Origin of the sequence: Pedobacter sp. Leaf250, assembly GCF_920984735.1 — a bacterium.
Lineage (GTDB): Bacteria > Bacteroidota > Bacteroidia > Sphingobacteriales > Sphingobacteriaceae > Pedobacter.
Genome location: NZ_CAKLBU010000015.1, coordinates 38,354 through 53,190 on the forward strand (window position 1 = coordinate 38,354; position 14,837 = coordinate 53,190).

Here is a 14,837-nt window from a genome sequence, read left to right on the forward strand (position 1 = left end):
AATTAGCTCTGTTAATTGCTCCAAAATGATTGAAACCGATCGACTAATTTTAATACCACTTTCACACGATCAACTGCTGAAATATATCAAAGATGACCATTCTCTTGAAAAAGAATTCGGCATTTTACCCACCAAGAAAAAAATCTCAAAATCGCTGCATGATGCGCTTCAGCAAAACATTTTACCCAACGTTTGTAGCAAAGACAAAGATTTCATTTTTAATACCTTTTGGATCATTATATCAAAACCCGATAATAGGATAATTGGCGACATAAGCTTTGTTGGCGAGCCAGATTCCGATGGAGAGATTGAAATTGGTTATGGCACTTATGAGGCATTTCGGGGCAAAGGCTTTATGACAGAAGCCGTTGGAAGAATAATCGACTGGGCAAAAGAACAACCTAAAGTAAAATCGATTTTTGCAGCTACCGAAAAGAGCAACATTGCTTCTTATTCTATTCTAGAGAAAAACAATTTTATAAATATTGGAGAAGTGGATAATATGTTGAGCTGGAAAATTGAATTGAATTAATCTGCTAAATCGCTATTTCGAAAAGGCTTAAACTTATCCCCTCGTAATGTTTGGGTAAACCTTCTGATTTTTCGAGTGTAACCACGCCCACAAAATCAAAACCACAGCTTGTGTAGTAGGCCAATAGTTTTTCATTATCTGCCCAAGTATCCATGCGTATGTATTTTATTCCGTTTGCAACTGCATATTCCTTTGCCCATTTTATAATTTCTTTTACGAAAGAGAATCCTCTAAAATTTGGGTGGGTAACAATACGGTGAATGTAAATTGATTCATAATCACGATCGCCCCAAATAAGTTGATCGTTAAAGGTAACCGCGAATACACAGGCAACTTCTCCATCAACTAAAATTTTGTACTGACGATTTTCTGCAATTTCAGTTTGCACCAATTCTCTGCTGAAACCTTGCCAATGTTTGTTAAAAACCTTTTTCTGATGGGCAATCGCCATATCGTAAAAATCGAAAATAAGATCTATATCGGTTGGCTGGCTATTTATTACATTTAATTGCATGGAGCAAATATAACGAGATTGTTTTATTGCTTAGGTCATCCGATAAATATCTTCACAGCGCTATTATTCATCGGATGACAGTTTAGATTGCTTCGTAATTTGCACCGGACAAACAAAAAGCAGGGCTGGATCTCCTAATGGAATACAAGCCCTGCTTTTCTAACGGTTAAATTTTAATCTAGTAAGTCATCCGATGAATATTTACATCCTGACTATATATTTATCGGATGACTATTACTAACAAAGGATAGAAGAAACCTTAAATTATTTCTGTCTGAAATAGATTTGGATCGGCGCTCCGGAAAAATCAAAATTCTCTCTTAATTTATTCTCGATAAAGCGTTTATATGGATCTTTAATGTACTGTGGCAGGTTGCAGAAAAATGCAAACATTGGCGAAGTAGCATTAATTTGTGTGATGTATTTAATTTTAATGTGTTTACCTTTTAATGCTGGTGGTGGAAATTTCTCGATCAAAGGCAACATCACATCATTCAATTTTGATGTAGGAATTTTTTTGCTACGGTTTTTGTACACCTCTAAAGCCGCTTCAATTGCCTTAAAAATACGTTGTTTGTTCAACACCGAAGTAAATACAATCGGCACATCAGTAAACGGACGAATACGCTCATGGATTTGCTCCTCGAATGCTTTCATCGTTTGCGTATTTTTTTCAATCAAATCCCACTTGTTGATTAAGATTACAATACCTTTCTTATTTTTTTCAGCCAGATGGAAAATATTAATATCCTGACTTTCGATACCTTCAACAGCATCAATCATTAACACCACCACATCAGCTTCTTCTAAAGCCTTAATGGTACGCATTACTGAGTAAAATTCTAAATTCTCTTTTACTTTGGTTTTTTTACGTAATCCTGCAGTATCAATTAACATAAATTCATGACCAAACTGGTTATAATGAATTTTAATCGAATCGCGGGTGGTACCAGCATTTGCCGTTACAATGTTACGCTCTTTACCAATTAGGGCGTTTACCAAAGATGATTTACCCACATTTGGGCGACCAGCGATGGTAATTTTAGGCAACTGATTTTCTTCTTCAGGAATGTCTTCAAAGTTTTTTACAATCTCATCCAACAACTCTCCTGTTCCAGAACCAGTCATTGATGATAATGGATATACTTCGCCTAAACCAAAGCCATAAAATGTATGAATTTCATTATATAAAGCCGTATTGTCTACTTTATTTGCACAAACATAAACCGGCTTGTTACTTCTACGTAAAACTTGGGCAATATCATCATCCAAATCGGTAATACCTGTAGTAACATCAACCATAAATACCAAAACACTAGCTTCTTCAATGGCAATCATTACCTGCTCGCGAATGGCGGCTTCATAAACATCTTCAGAATTGGCCACGTAACCGCCAGTATCAATTACAGTGAATTGTCTGTCGGTCCATTCGCCCACGCCGTAATGTCTATCGCGGGTTACGCCGCTAATATCATCTACAATAGCCTTGCGACTTTCAGTTAATCTATTAAAAAGGGTGCTTTTGCCTACGTTTGGCCTGCCTACGATGGCGATAATGTTACTCATTTGTATTTATGATTGTAAATTTACGATTGTAGATTTTCTATCACAAACGTAAAAATTGTTAAGTCTCTTTCAATTAGCCATTGATTATCAACTACTAACCGATCGATTTCGGGCTGCAAAGGTACGGTTAATTATCGTAACCAAAGCTCTTTAAGTAATTCTTTTTACTTCTCCAATCGGGAATTACTTTAACAAACAGCTCTAAGAATACTTTTGAATCTAAAAATTTCTCCACTTCTAAACGGGCTTCAGTACCAACTTTTTTAAGCATGCTGCCACCAGTGCCAATTAAAATGTTTTTTTGCGAATCGCGTTCTACCACAATTTCTGCCATGATGCGAACCATCGAACCTTTACCATTTTTAAGTTCTTCTTCTTTAAAACTTTTAACGATAACTTCAGTGCTGTAAGGAATTTCTTTCTGATAGTTTAAGAAAATCTTTTCACGGATGATCTCCGAAACGAAGAAGCGCTCTGAGCGATCAGTTAATTCTTCCTTATCATAATATGCTGGATGCTCAGGCAATAATTGCAAAACATGATCTAAAATTCCATCTACATTGTGTTTATGTAAAGCAGAAATGGCATAAATAGAAACGGGATTTAGTTTTTCTTGCCAATAAGCGATCTTTTCATCAACCTGTTCCTGCAATGCCTTATCTATTTTATTGATGAGTACAATTGTTGGAATATCCCTATTCAGAATTTTCTCTAAAACATCATCCTCATCATGCGTTTCGTTAATATCTGTAACGAATAAAAGTACATCTGCATCAGTCAAAGATCCGTTAACAAAGCTCATCATACTCTCTTGTAAAGAGTATTTTGGCTTGATTATACCTGGAGTATCAGAAAAAACGATCTGATATTCTTCCTCATTTACGATACCTAAAATACGATGTCTTGTGGTTTGCGCTTTAGGTGTTATGATGCTAAGTCGCTCGCCAACAAGCACATTCATTAGGGTAGATTTACCTACATTTGGTTTACCTATTATACTAACAAAACCTGCTTTATGCGCCATAGAAATATTTTTTAAAAAAAATTTGCAGCACAAAGAAACGAATTATATCTTTGCATTCCAATTCGGAAACAGAGTTAAGGATTTAATTCAAGCTAAAAACGAGTTGTATTAACAATGCGGGGTGAAGACCCAATCTATCAAGTAACTTGATAAGGGTTCATAACCCGAAGATGAAATTGACAACATATAATGCGGGGTGGAGCAGTTGGTAGCTCGTCGGGCTCATAACCCGAAGGTCGCACGTTCGAGTCGTGTCCCCGCTACTATTAAAGTGATAAGTTGTAAGTAAAAAGTTTTAAGTTGATTTAACTTATAACCTTAAACGTTCAACTTTAAACTTAAAATGGCCCGTTCGTCTAGGGGTGAGGACGCCAGATTTTCATTCTGGAAACAGGGGTTCGATTCCCCTACGGGCTACGAAACCGCTTAATAAAAATTGGCGGTTTTTTTTATCAGTTTCAACACTGAAAAATTGAGGTTGGTAATACCATAAAAATACAATGTAATGCGGGGTGGAGCAGTTGGTAGCTCGTCGGGCTCATAACCCGAAGGTCGCACGTTCGAGTCGTGTCCCCGCTACTACTAGAGTGAAAAGTTGTTAGTTAAAAGTTTTAAGTTGATTTAACTTATAACCTAAAACTTTTAACTTTAAACTTAAGAAGGCCCGTTCGTCTAGGGGTGAGGACGCCAGATTTTCATTCTGGAAACAGGGGTTCGATTCCCCTACGGGCTACTAAAAAAGCGATTTGATTACTCAAATCGCTTTTTTTATTTCCAACATACACATCAAACCTTCGGATGCGCCCGATTGCCTACCGATTTATCGTAACCTTTTGAGTTATCTTTAAAATAGAATCCATAACTGATAATCAGCACCACGATTGCGATTCCTAATATTAATAATGTAGCGCTACTTTTCACTAAATTTTGTAGGCTTACTACCTCAACATTCCAAATTCTTAATCCTAATATGCCTAAAAAGGCGATAATTAGTAGAACGATAAAAATTCCAACAATTTTTTTCATAGCTGTGTATTTAAAATTTATTTAGCCATTCTGTTTTTTTCTGATCAAATTCCTGTTGCGTAATAATGCCCTCATCCAATAACAATTTCAATTGTTGAAGTTTAACTACCGGATCTGTATGTGAATTGTCTATTTGGTCGTTTCTTATCGTGTCGAAAGTTTTTCCGATTTCCATGCCTACTCCAAATTGTAATCCCGCACCTGCCAAACCGCCTTCATTACGGGCCGCATCCCTTAAAGCCCTTAACTTTTCTAGCTCTACATAAGTTAATCCCCCATCTCCAGCTGCCATGGCATCAGCGGTAATGTCTGCAATTTTCCCAATCCGTTCTTTCGTCTCTTCATCAAATACAGTTCCATTGAGCTTAAAATCGGTTAGGATGAAGCCCAAATTTGCGACTTCCACATTTATTTGATTTTTAATGTTTTGCGAAAGCAGTGGCAACTGTGCATCAATGTTTTGATACGATACGCCACCTTGTGCTAGTGAAGAAGAAATCCCTTGAGGAAAACGACTTTGAAGCATTTGCCTGGCATCAAGAACAGTATATTGATCTGCCGATCCAATTACGTTAACAAATAAATGTTTTGCATCGGCTACTCTAAACGAAAATGATCCGTTAGCGCCCAGCTCAACGGGAATTTTATAAATGGGATCTAAATACTTAATCGCTTGTGCAGTTCCCCAGCCTTGGTTTACATTTTCGGATGTACGATAGAAATATATCTTCAGTTTATGTTCACTCTCAAAAGCCGTTCGCAATTTTAACAACGTGGTAATAAATGGATGATTATCTGTTTCGATATCATAAATTCCCTCTGCTGTAATTTCATCGGTTAGCTTCCCTTCGTAAACCAATAAGGCACCCTGACCCGGCCCTACAATTAGTTTACTGGCATTTTTAAGTTCATCATTGTGAGATGGGTACTTATATACCAAAATTTCTGGGCTTTGATTATCCCACTCTATTACTTGAGATAACTGATTTTTGAAAAAATTTATAATTCCCATATTTTACCTTGTTTCAAATTCTTTAATTAATTTTCCATCCATGCCAATGGCCATGAGTAGATTATTGGCATTTACCACAAATCCTTCTTTATACCGGATACCGTTATCTAAATAATGGTTGGTAGGGAAAGTATAGTTGAATATTAGTTTACCATTTTGAGCATCAATGCATTGGATATTGGTTGGCGATTTTTCGGCAGGAGTTTTCCTGGTGGCAATTAGCACATAATCTTTATCGCTAAATAGTATTTTCGGATTAAAATATACTCTGCCGGGCGTGAGGTCGGTATAACTTCGAATTACATCCCAGAGAACGTAATTAAGTATTTTCTTATTCTTATAATTTTTCCAGCTTAAATGCACATAATAATCAGGTCCGCCCTCATTATCTTTCATGGTATATTTAAGTAATTGTATCTTTTCTTCAGGGTAATCGTCACTAAGCAACGAAAAACTAAATTGGGTTTTAAGTTTTTCATTTACTTCCTTTTTTTCAAAGGTTCGCTGAACAATGCTTATTTCGTCTTTAGTAAAAATTTTATCAATCAATGGATAATAGAAAAGGTTTATACCCTCGTTATTCATTAAATTAAAAGCTTCGCCAATGCTATCATAAGCAAATTCTGCATTTGCAATACCACTTGCCAGCACTGTATGATTTTTAAATAGGCTTTGCGTAACATCAATGGCCAAATAATTTTCTTTATCGATTTTATAGATAGTTGTTTTATTGGCTATGGCATACAAATCGCCGTTGCTTAATTTTTTCAGTTTAAAATCGTTGTTGTTAGCAATATTAAAAGTTCCGGTTTTTTGTGTTTTTAATTCTTTATGAGATAATAAATCGTAAAAAGTGATATACTCGCCGGTACCATTTTCATTATCATTACCGCTATACCTACGGGCCCCGAAAACCACTGCAATAAGTTGCTTGTTCTTATTGGCATATGCTTGAGTCGTTTCAGAATACCAATTAAACTCGGGCCTAACGTTTTCGCTGCGATTATAACTTTTTTTGCTGCTAAATAATAAAGGGAAAGCCAATGCAAATACAAAAAATGCACCCACAAGGCAACCGATAATGAGCCCGATTTTTTTACCACCTACCGGATTAAATTGTGGTGAGTTGTAATTGATGTTATGATTAATATTGATGTCATCATTATCCAAAAAATATTCGGTATTGCAACTGCTACAAATAAAATGATCAGCCTTGATTTCTGTTTTACCTATGCTTCCACAATGCGGACATTTAATTGCTTTGATGTGTTTTGCCATCTACGGTGAAGTTTGTTAGTTTATTGCCAGATCAATAAAACTCAATATTAAAGCCATTGATGTAACGTTTACTTGCAAAATGTATATGTGTTTGCATTCGATTGTTATTTGTTGGAGTTGTATTAATATTCGTTTATCCCACAAAATGATAAATGGATCATATTTTATTAGGCATAGATTTTTATAAGCAATTCTGTCTCAAATTGGGTACATTACTGCATTATATTCAACGTCTAACATGCAAGAACCAAACATTATCAGCGCAACCAAAAACGATTATATGGTATTAATTAGATTGTGGGAAGCGTCGGTTAGGGCAACACATCATTTTTTGGATGATTCTGATATTATCCGCTATAAACAACTTATTTTGCATAAATATTTTGATCAGGTTGATTTATATTGCTTCAAAAAGAATGATGTTTTACTGGGCTTCTTAGGTTTATCGGGAGATAATATTCAAATGCTTTTTATAGAACCAAGTGCAAGAAGACAAGGAATTGGAAAAGAATTGATGAAATTTGCAATTGAACAAAAGCAAGCCACAAAAGTTGATGTTAACGAGCAAAATGAACAAGCACTTGGTTTTTACAAACATTTGGGCTTTGTAATTATGGAACGCTACGAAAACGATGATGTAGGAAAACCTTATCCGATTTTATCAATGGAACTGCAAGCGAGAAAATAAAAATTGTTTGATGATGAAAATTTACATTTGTGTAAGTTTATACAATTACCAACAAGCGCCCTCGTGAATAACCCGATAAAAATATTTAGCTTAATTTGCTTATTGATTCTTTGTATTGGACAAAATGTTAGTGCCCAGGCACCGATCATAAGTTATAATTCTCCGAAAATTTATTTTACGGGCACAGCTATTACCCCATTAAGACCTAACAATACGGGCGGAACGATCCCACCAAACATTTATCAACAGGTAAGTACTTTCGCAGGAAGTGGAATAGCATCATCTTACAATGGTATTGGGGCAACATCTGGTTTTAATATGCCTTCAGGTATCGGCTTGGATGCGCAAAGCAATGTTTATGTTTGCGATTATGGCAGCGGCTCTATTCGTAAAATTACTCCAACAGCACAGGTAAGTTCAATAGGAACTGTAGGTACGCCAACAGGGCTAACAGCTGATGTTGCAGGCAATGTTTATATCTCAAGTTTTGATAATAATAGTATTCATAAAATAAATACAGCTGGAACGAATTCTATATTTGTTGGTGCTTCTGGTGGTTTTAATAGTCCGGGCGGACTTAATTTTGATTTTGCTGGAGATTTATACCTAGCTGATCAGAAAAATAATAAAATCAGAAAAATATCGAGCACTGGATTTGTTACAACAATTGCCGGCACTGGTGCAACAGGTAATTTGGATGGCAATGCCACAACTGCAACATTTAATAATCCGGATGGAGTTGCTGTCGATCAGGCGGGAAATGTTTTTGTAGCAGATGCAGGCAATAATAAAATACGAAAAATTACACCATCAGGAATCGTTTCTACTTTTGCGGGTAATGGGACTGCAGGTAGCGCTGATGGGAATGGTACTAACGCTAGATTATATTATCCAACAGGCATCACTATTGATCCTTTAAATAATTTATATGTAGCGGATTATCGAAATAACCGAATTAGAAAAATAACGCCTGCAGGCGTTGTAACCACTTTAGCAGGAAATGGTTCAACTGGTCGACTTGATGGCATTGGCATTAACAGCAGTTTTAATGGCCCTATCATGTTGGCTTTCGATATCGTTGGCAATCTGTTTGTTACCGATTTTCAAAACAACCTGATTAGAAAAATTTCACTTACAGGATATACCATTGATAAAGCCCTTCCTGTTGGATTAACATTTGATGCAAAGACAGGTATGATCAGCGGTACACCTACTGGCACATCGCCATTAACAGATTATACCATTACGGCATATAATTTATTTGGTAGCAGCACTACTGTGGTGAAAATCCAGGTAATTCCGCTAAGTAGTTTGGCATTCCCAGAAATTCCCGCCAAAACGCCTTGCGATCCTGATTTTGACCCAGGAGCCACCAGCGGATTACCAATTACTTATTCAAGTTCTAACACACAGGTTGCTGAAATTATCAGCAATAAAATTCACATCACTGGAGCAGGCACCAGTATAATTACTGCCACCAACGGAACTGAAACTTCTAGCCAAACACTAATTGTTTCAGGTTATCAAGCACCATACGGGTTAATCCGTACAATTACAAGCGTAGTTTGCGAAGGCATACCAGTAACATTTAACGCAGCTACAGATAATATAGGCAATAATCCTACCTACATTTGGTTTATTAATGGCATCGATATCGTTAATGATGCACCAACCTTTACAACAACAGAACTCCAGAATGGAGATGAAGTAACGCTTCAAATTATTAATAATGATTATTGCAGCCCGATAATTTCTGGCGTTTCAAATATTATCAGGATGAGCATTTTGCCAAATGTTGTTACTGAGGTGCAGATTGAATCATCATCTAACGAAGCAATATGTTTTGGCAAGCCAATTACCTTTAAGGCAAAAACTGAAAATGTAGAAGGTGCTGCCCGATACAAATGGTTTGTAAATGGCCAAAACATTAATATGGATGCGAGTACAATTACACTTAGCAATTTGAATGATCTCGATGAAATCAGTTGTATAGCAGAAAGTGATGGCCAATGCGTAGCCAATCAGGTTGCCATTTCAAATGTGATTACGGCATCAATAAGGAATGATTGCGAAATTGTGGCGCCAAACTCTTTTAGTCCGAATGGTGATGGAGTTAATGATTATTGGAAAGTTTCGAGCATTGGCATTAAGGATTTGGTTAAGGTTTTTAATAGAAATGGTAGTATTGTTTACAGTTCCATCGGCTATACTGAACCTTGGGATGGAACTATTAACGGAAAGCAGTTACCTGTTGGAGTTTATTATTACCAGATAATTGTATCTGGTGGCGGTAAAAAATTATCAGGCAGCGTGCTTATCGTTAGATAGCCAATAAAAGCATTTCAAGATTTACGCTACTCTGAGTGCTAACTTTTGGTAATTAGTTTCCAAATCGACAAAACACGATAAAATTTTTTCCAGTCTTCTGCCAACCACGTAAAGTGAACATTTCTTAAGAACTTTAAACCATTAGAGGTGTTATTATTCATATTAATTTAATAATAAGATAATGGCAAAGGAAAAGAAGAAAAAAGACACTAAGAAAAAAGGTGGCAAGAAAAAAGATAAAAAAGCAAAGAAGAAGGGACAGAAAAAGAATAAACTTGGTGTAAAAAACTCTCTGGTAAACAACATCAATGCCCGAAAAAAGAAAGGCAAATCACGTTCAAAGAAAAAATCGAAGGTTAGCAAGAAAGCCTACAAAAAGATGCAAAAAGGCTGGAAGAAAAAATAGATTTTACGTTGTTGCACCTTTTAGTTTTGTATGAGAGAATTAACCGTTTGCGGTGGGCGTTAAGTTCTTAATGCCGATTTTTGATCGTAAATTAGTGAAATCCTGAAAAACCAGACTCCACATCACATGAAATATGGGATGTGGAGTAACAATCAAATTTCGTTAACATTTGATTACTGCTTTAGTTCTATGATAAGCGAAATAAGATAATGCTAAAATGAATAAAAATACAATCGGTCCAATACGGTTGCTTATCGGATCGCCAGATGCGGTATGGGCAATAAATGCAGATATAAATGTGATGGCAAAACCCGCATAAGCCCATTCTTTTATTAATATTTTTATTGGCAACACTAGCATAATGGCTCCTAATATCTTAGCTATTGCAAGCTCAATTCTAAAGTAATCTGGAAAGCCAAGATGTGTAAATCCATGTTTTACCTCTGGATTGGTAAAATAAGAATAGCCTGAAAAAATCATCATCAATGATACTATACCAGTTGATATCCAATAAATAAATTTAAATGTTTTTGTGTTCATTGTTTTTTTTGATGCAAACATATTTACTTTTGCTATCATAAGGATACTACTTTCCCAAAGGATAGCAGTATCCTTTATGAAAGCTTTTATCTTTATACCATGGCCTTTAAAAAAGAAAATCATACCAGAGAGACGTGCAACGCAAGTTTAAACGCAGTTAAAGATGCACTTTATGTATTAAATGGAAAGTGGAAATTGCCCTTAATATTGACATTGCAAAATGGTCCGATGCGCTTTAATGAAATTCAAAAATCGATAGGAGAAATTACCCCAAAAATTTTATCAAAGGAATTAAAGGATTTGGAATTAAATGAATTTTTGCAAAGGAAGGTATTTGCCACAACGCCGGTTACGGTTACGTACGAATTAACCGAGTATAGTGGATCGTTAGACAAGGTGATTGATGAACTGAGAAACTGGGGGGTGCAACATCGCGAAAGGCTAGTAGCCAGCAGAAAAACAAATTTAGTTTTAGATGAAATTGAAGCTTAATAGCAATGAAATAACGAAAAAAAATTAAAGTTCAAAATGACAATTTAAGCTCAATTTTAGTTCATTAAAAAAGTTTAAATCCTGTACTTACATGATTATCTGTAATATCGGTTATCTTTGCCCAAAATAAAAGCGATGGCGGTATTACATAAAAAAGAAGAAAAAATTCAGGCAGTGCTGGGTAGGTTGCCTAAAAAATATACAGACGAACAATTTGTAGAGATGTTTATCAGACTTTACTCGAAAGATTGGGGCAAAATTAAATCTGCCTATATTAAACAATCTCAAGATAAAGAACCTGGACATATCGTTAATATGCCAAAGCCAGAGGTTTATTTAAAGCAAATTTTAGCCATTTACTTACAAAATGCTGATGCTCCTAAAGTTGCAGAGATTAAAGAAGAAGTGAAGGTTGAGGCTCCAGTTGTTGAAGCTAAAAAAGCAAAGGTACCTGCTAAGAAAAAAGAGGCTGATGTAGAAGAAGTTACTGCCGAACCTAAAAAAGCTAAAACACCAGCAAAAAAGAAAACCGAAGCTACTGAAGAAGAAATTGTTGCTGAGACAAAAAAAGCCAAAGCACCAGCAAAAAAGAAAACCGAAGCTACTGAAGAAGAAGTTGTTGCTGAGACAAAAAAAGCCAAAGCACCAGCAAAAAAGAAAACCGAAGCTATTGAAGAAACGGTTGAAGAGGTTAAAAAAACAAAAGCACCTGCTAAGAAAAAAGTTGCTTTGGATGAAGAAAAACCAGCCACTGAAAAGAAACCAAAAGCTGCAACTAAAAAGCCTGCAATTAAAAAATAAAAATATTTTCAACTCCATATAATAAATCGCCTTTTTGGTTGTTTATATATATGAGAGCGTTAATTTAGATGACGGGGATAGGTCGGTATGATTTATCCCCGTTCTTTTTTGCCCTTATTTTTAGCCAGTTGCCCGATTTACGAAGTTTAGCTGGATTGTAATTTGGGAAAACTTCGTGAGTCTTTCTTGGCTTTTGGTTTTTTAGACTTCGCAAATTGCGAAAACAAAAAAAGCCGTTCCAATATGGAACGACTTTAACAATCAAACTAACCTGCAAATTACTTATCAATCATTTTATAATACCGAACATAATCTACTTCCATTTTTTGCGGCCAGATACCTGCATCTACTCCTTGAGCTCCTCCCCAATCGCCTCCAACAGCAATATTTAAGAGCAAATGAAATCGCTTATCAAAAGGCCAGGCTTTATAACCAGTGCCTTCGTTGGCAAATTCAAAAACCTTTACATCATCAAAATAACCACGAATAGCATAAGGTGTCCAATCCACACGATACAAGTGAAAGGCTGTACTTACTCCATCAATTTTCTTCGTACTCGATTTCTGGGTATTAATTTTAAAATAGTAGGCTTCGGTATGTGTAGTAAAATGCACCATATCCTGATCATAGCCTACATGTTCCATAATATCAATTTCACCAGATTTTGGCCAATCGCCATAAAAGCGATCAGTAGGCAACATCCAAATGGCAGGCCAGGTACCTTTACCAAATGGCAATTTTGCTTTAATTTCAAAACGGCCATACAAAGCATCAAGCTTATTTCTGGTTACCATTCTAGCCGATGAATATTCTCTCCCACCCATACTTTCTTTCTTCGCAGTAATGGTTAAAAGACCTCCGGCAACATTGGCATTATTGGTGGTGTTGGTATAAAACTGAAGCTCGTTGTTGCCCCAGCCACTGCCCCCAGTATCATAATCCCAATTACTGGTTAAAGGTGCCCCTGTGTTGGTAAATTCATCAGCCCATGTTGGCGTAGCTTCAAAGCTCCAACCTTTATCAACCGGTGGACCAGCAGGTGTAGGCGGAACATAGACCAAACCATTATCATCGGAGCCCTTTGAACAAGAATTTAATCCAATTACGGCTATCGCAAGTGCGGTAAAAACTTGTCTTTTAAAAAAAAATTTAGAGTTGATCATAGTGTAGGTATTTAAAAGATCAGCTGGCAATAAAAAGCAGCTGATCTAAATTCGTTATTTAAATTCGAAATCATCTATATAAAAGATGCCCGGATTAGGGTGACCTTCTCCACCCAATTGAACCACAATTTTATCGTAAAGTGTTTGTCCGCTGATACCAGAAAAATCAAATTCCAACTGCGTCCAAGTGTTATACTGAACTGTAGTAAGTGTTTTCACAATTTCGGTTTGCGTTTGCCATGCATTGCCACCCAATAAAGAGTTTTGCAATTTTACCGAAACGGTTGCCGGTGTTTTTGTGAAATCATTTCCACTTGGGAAGAAAACTTTTAACCTAACCTTATTGGTTGTAGCCAAGTTAAAACGATAAGGCATGGTTACATTTAGGTTTCCATACTGACCATCGCCTCCGGTTTTTTTCTCATAATAACCCACTTTTGCTGAAGTGTTTACAGGAAATTTAGCAGGGTTATCGTAAGGTCTAACAAAATCGATATTCTCTGCACCCCAGGTAAAATTAGCTGTTGCCTGAAAATCATCACTCAAATTCGCAGCTTGCAATGGCTTTTGCACCACTGGCCTCACATATCCTTTTTTAACCAATTTTAAATACCAAGCGTTCCCTGCATTTGACTTATCTAAACAACGCAACCACATTTCGTTTTCGTTTAAGGATAATATTTGATATTGAGATACGCCTAAATAATAACTGATAAAACCGCCACCCGAAATGGTGATATATTTAACTCCGTTAGTTTCGGTTACCAACCAGGTTAAATTAGTTGGCGGCGTATAATTTACCGTTGGATCGCTTGACCCTGCCGGACCGCCAATACCTGGCGCATTCGAAGCATTGGCGAAAGTTGTTCCTTTATTATCATAGGTATATTTCAAACTATTCATATTAAAGGTCATCTCGTCATCGTAAAAACCCAATCCATTTTTCTCATCCGGAGCTGCCTGGTACCAATCTGGTCCTTGTGATGTAACCGGACCTACACCTAAATGCCCTGCAGATTTCTGATCAATTACCCAGGTAAAACCCGCTGCGTTTGATAAACCACCCGATAGAGTAGTAAATGCCGGATCAGTTAGCATAGCTGGATTTGTTGCTGCAATTACCACAGTTTTTGTGCTCGAAACAGAACCTCCAGCAGTAGCAATAGTTAATTTTACGGTATACGTTCCGGCTAACGGATAGGATGCAGAAACCGTATTCCCATCAGCGGTGGCGCCATTACCCAAATCCCAAAGAGCTTTAAAACCAGGCGATTGATTAACCAAAGTAACCACATTTGCATTAGTAGCAGTTGGGGTTACGGTAAATTTTACCTGATCTGCAGTTGGCGCAGCATCCAAATCTTTATTGTTATTTTCTTTCTTACAAGCAGTGAAGCTTAGTACAAGCAGCAGGCTTAAAAACCCGGCTGATTGTTTAATGATATAATTTAATTTCATGATATATTT

Annotated in this window: 15 protein-coding genes and 4 tRNA genes; 10 read left to right on the forward strand and 9 right to left on the reverse strand. The window is 36.5% G+C overall.

Translation table 11 applies throughout. The annotated features are described in order from the left end of the window. The first annotated feature begins 25 nt into the window (after positions 1-25). Complete coding sequence (locus tag LUA91_RS14225; protein WP_231426724.1) at positions 26-532, forward strand: GNAT family N-acetyltransferase; 507 nt, start codon at positions 26-28, stop codon at positions 530-532. Between the two features lie 4 nt (positions 533-536). Here LUA91_RS14225 and LUA91_RS14230 read toward each other — a convergent pair whose 3' ends face one another. From LUA91_RS14230 to era, 3 genes are all read right to left on the reverse strand, one after another. Continuing rightward, on the reverse strand, positions 537-1,046 hold the full coding sequence (locus LUA91_RS14230) for an N-acetyltransferase (RefSeq protein ID WP_231426725.1): 510 nt from the start codon (positions 1,044-1,046) through the stop codon (positions 537-539). A gap of 264 nt (positions 1,047-1,310) precedes the next feature. Further along, complete coding sequence (der, locus tag LUA91_RS14235; protein WP_231426726.1) at positions 1,311-2,612, reverse strand: ribosome biogenesis GTPase Der; 1,302 nt, start codon at positions 2,610-2,612, stop codon at positions 1,311-1,313. Positions 2,613-2,739: 127 nt separating this feature from the next. Beyond that, a complete protein-coding gene (gene era, locus LUA91_RS14240) occupies positions 2,740-3,636 on the reverse strand; it encodes a GTPase Era (protein WP_231426727.1) in 897 nt (298 codons plus the stop codon). A 190-nt stretch (positions 3,637-3,826) separates the two neighbouring features. Between era and LUA91_RS14245 the strand changes: the two genes are divergently transcribed. The 4 genes from LUA91_RS14245 (at position 3,827) to LUA91_RS14260 (ending at position 4,369) form a co-directional block, all read left to right on the forward strand. Beyond that, positions 3,827-3,899: transfer RNA gene (locus LUA91_RS14245), tRNA-Met, on the forward strand. An 82-nt stretch (positions 3,900-3,981) separates the two neighbouring features. Continuing rightward, positions 3,982-4,053: transfer RNA gene (locus LUA91_RS14250), tRNA-Glu, on the forward strand. An 89-nt stretch (positions 4,054-4,142) separates the two neighbouring features. Then, a tRNA-Met gene (locus LUA91_RS14255) sits at positions 4,143-4,215 on the forward strand. A gap of 82 nt (positions 4,216-4,297) precedes the next feature. Then, positions 4,298-4,369, forward strand: a tRNA-Glu gene (locus LUA91_RS14260). Between the two features lie 53 nt (positions 4,370-4,422). Here LUA91_RS14260 and LUA91_RS14265 read toward each other — a convergent pair. The 3 genes from LUA91_RS14265 to LUA91_RS14275 are packed head-to-tail and all read right to left on the reverse strand — an operon-like array spanning position 4,423 to position 6,952. Next, entirely contained in the window at positions 4,423-4,662 is a 240-nt protein-coding gene (locus tag LUA91_RS14265; RefSeq protein WP_231426728.1) for a hypothetical protein, read from the reverse strand. Positions 4,663-4,672: 10 nt separating this feature from the next. Continuing rightward, positions 4,673-5,674 (reverse strand): SPFH domain-containing protein, encoded by a 1,002-nt coding sequence (locus LUA91_RS14270; protein WP_231426729.1) that lies wholly within the window; start codon positions 5,672-5,674, stop codon positions 4,673-4,675. A gap of 3 nt (positions 5,675-5,677) precedes the next feature. After that, entirely contained in the window at positions 5,678-6,952 is a 1,275-nt protein-coding gene (locus LUA91_RS14275) for a hypothetical protein (RefSeq protein ID WP_231426730.1), read from the reverse strand. A gap of 238 nt (positions 6,953-7,190) precedes the next feature. On the opposite strand from LUA91_RS14275, the gene LUA91_RS14280 reads away from it, so the two are divergent. From LUA91_RS14280 to LUA91_RS14290, 3 genes are all read left to right on the forward strand, one after another. Continuing rightward, on the forward strand, positions 7,191-7,640 hold the full coding sequence (locus LUA91_RS14280) for a GNAT family N-acetyltransferase (protein ID WP_231426731.1): 450 nt from the start codon (positions 7,191-7,193) through the stop codon (positions 7,638-7,640). Between the two features lie 63 nt (positions 7,641-7,703). Next, complete coding sequence (locus tag LUA91_RS14285; RefSeq protein ID WP_231426732.1) at positions 7,704-9,968, forward strand: gliding motility-associated C-terminal domain-containing protein; 2,265 nt, start codon at positions 7,704-7,706, stop codon at positions 9,966-9,968. A gap of 181 nt (positions 9,969-10,149) precedes the next feature. Then, positions 10,150-10,374, forward strand: a complete 225-nt coding sequence (locus LUA91_RS14290; RefSeq protein WP_231426733.1) for a hypothetical protein — start codon at positions 10,150-10,152, stop codon at positions 10,372-10,374. Positions 10,375-10,536: 162 nt separating this feature from the next. Here the strand turns inward: LUA91_RS14290 and LUA91_RS14295 are convergent, their stop codons facing one another. Beyond that, positions 10,537-10,953 carry a DoxX family protein gene (locus LUA91_RS14295; protein ID WP_231426734.1) on the reverse strand — a complete coding sequence of 139 codons (417 nt, stop codon included), beginning with the start codon at positions 10,951-10,953 and terminating at the stop codon, positions 10,537-10,539. Between the two features lie 60 nt (positions 10,954-11,013). Between LUA91_RS14295 and LUA91_RS14300 the strand changes: the two genes are divergently transcribed. Both LUA91_RS14300 and LUA91_RS14305 read left to right on the forward strand, forming a co-directional pair. Next, positions 11,014-11,406 (forward strand): helix-turn-helix domain-containing protein, encoded by a 393-nt coding sequence (locus LUA91_RS14300; RefSeq protein ID WP_231426735.1) that lies wholly within the window; start codon positions 11,014-11,016, stop codon positions 11,404-11,406. Between the two features lie 135 nt (positions 11,407-11,541). Continuing rightward, entirely contained in the window at positions 11,542-12,207 is a 666-nt protein-coding gene (locus LUA91_RS14305) for a hypothetical protein (RefSeq protein WP_231426736.1), read from the forward strand. Positions 12,208-12,485: 278 nt separating this feature from the next. On the opposite strand, the gene LUA91_RS14310 is transcribed toward LUA91_RS14305, so the two are convergent. Both LUA91_RS14310 and LUA91_RS14315 read right to left on the reverse strand, forming a co-directional pair. Further along, positions 12,486-13,370: a family 16 glycosylhydrolase gene (locus LUA91_RS14310; RefSeq protein WP_231426737.1), complete on the reverse strand. Its 885-nt coding sequence runs from the start codon at positions 13,368-13,370 to the stop codon at positions 12,486-12,488. Between the two features lie 54 nt (positions 13,371-13,424). Continuing rightward, complete coding sequence (locus tag LUA91_RS14315) at positions 13,425-14,828, reverse strand: PKD domain-containing protein (protein WP_231426738.1); 1,404 nt, start codon at positions 14,826-14,828, stop codon at positions 13,425-13,427. Between the last annotated feature and the right edge of the window lie 9 nt (positions 14,829-14,837).

What these genes read in the sequence shown, in the direction of transcription:
- LUA91_RS14290 (WP_231426733.1), top strand. Translation starts at nt 10,150, where the DNA reads ATGGCAAAGGAAAAGAAGAAAAAAGACACTAAGAAAAAAGGTGGCAAG.
- LUA91_RS14225 (WP_231426724.1), top strand. Translation starts at nt 26, where the DNA reads ATGATTGAAACCGATCGACTAATTTTAATACCACTTTCACACGATCAA.
- era (WP_231426727.1), bottom strand. Translation starts at nt 3,636, where the DNA reads ATGGCGCATAAAGCAGGTTTTGTTAGTATAATAGGTAAACCAAATGTA.
- LUA91_RS14310 (WP_231426737.1), bottom strand. Translation starts at nt 13,370, where the DNA reads ATGATCAACTCTAAATTTTTTTTTAAAAGACAAGTTTTTACCGCACTT.
- LUA91_RS14265 (WP_231426728.1), bottom strand. Translation starts at nt 4,662, where the DNA reads ATGAAAAAAATTGTTGGAATTTTTATCGTTCTACTAATTATCGCCTTT.
- LUA91_RS14270 (WP_231426729.1), bottom strand. Translation starts at nt 5,674, where the DNA reads ATGGGAATTATAAATTTTTTCAAAAATCAGTTATCTCAAGTAATAGAG.
- LUA91_RS14230 (WP_231426725.1), bottom strand. Translation starts at nt 1,046, where the DNA reads ATGCAATTAAATGTAATAAATAGCCAGCCAACCGATATAGATCTTATT.
- LUA91_RS14315 (WP_231426738.1), bottom strand. Translation starts at nt 14,828, where the DNA reads ATGAAATTAAATTATATCATTAAACAATCAGCCGGGTTTTTAAGCCTG.
- der (WP_231426726.1), bottom strand. Translation starts at nt 2,612, where the DNA reads ATGAGTAACATTATCGCCATCGTAGGCAGGCCAAACGTAGGCAAAAGC.
- LUA91_RS14305 (WP_231426736.1), top strand. Translation starts at nt 11,542, where the DNA reads ATGGCGGTATTACATAAAAAAGAAGAAAAAATTCAGGCAGTGCTGGGT.
- LUA91_RS14280 (WP_231426731.1), top strand. Translation starts at nt 7,191, where the DNA reads ATGCAAGAACCAAACATTATCAGCGCAACCAAAAACGATTATATGGTA.
- LUA91_RS14275 (WP_231426730.1), bottom strand. Translation starts at nt 6,952, where the DNA reads ATGGCAAAACACATCAAAGCAATTAAATGTCCGCATTGTGGAAGCATA.
- LUA91_RS14300 (WP_231426735.1), top strand. Translation starts at nt 11,014, where the DNA reads ATGGCCTTTAAAAAAGAAAATCATACCAGAGAGACGTGCAACGCAAGT.
- LUA91_RS14295 (WP_231426734.1), bottom strand. Translation starts at nt 10,953, where the DNA reads ATGATAGCAAAAGTAAATATGTTTGCATCAAAAAAAACAATGAACACA.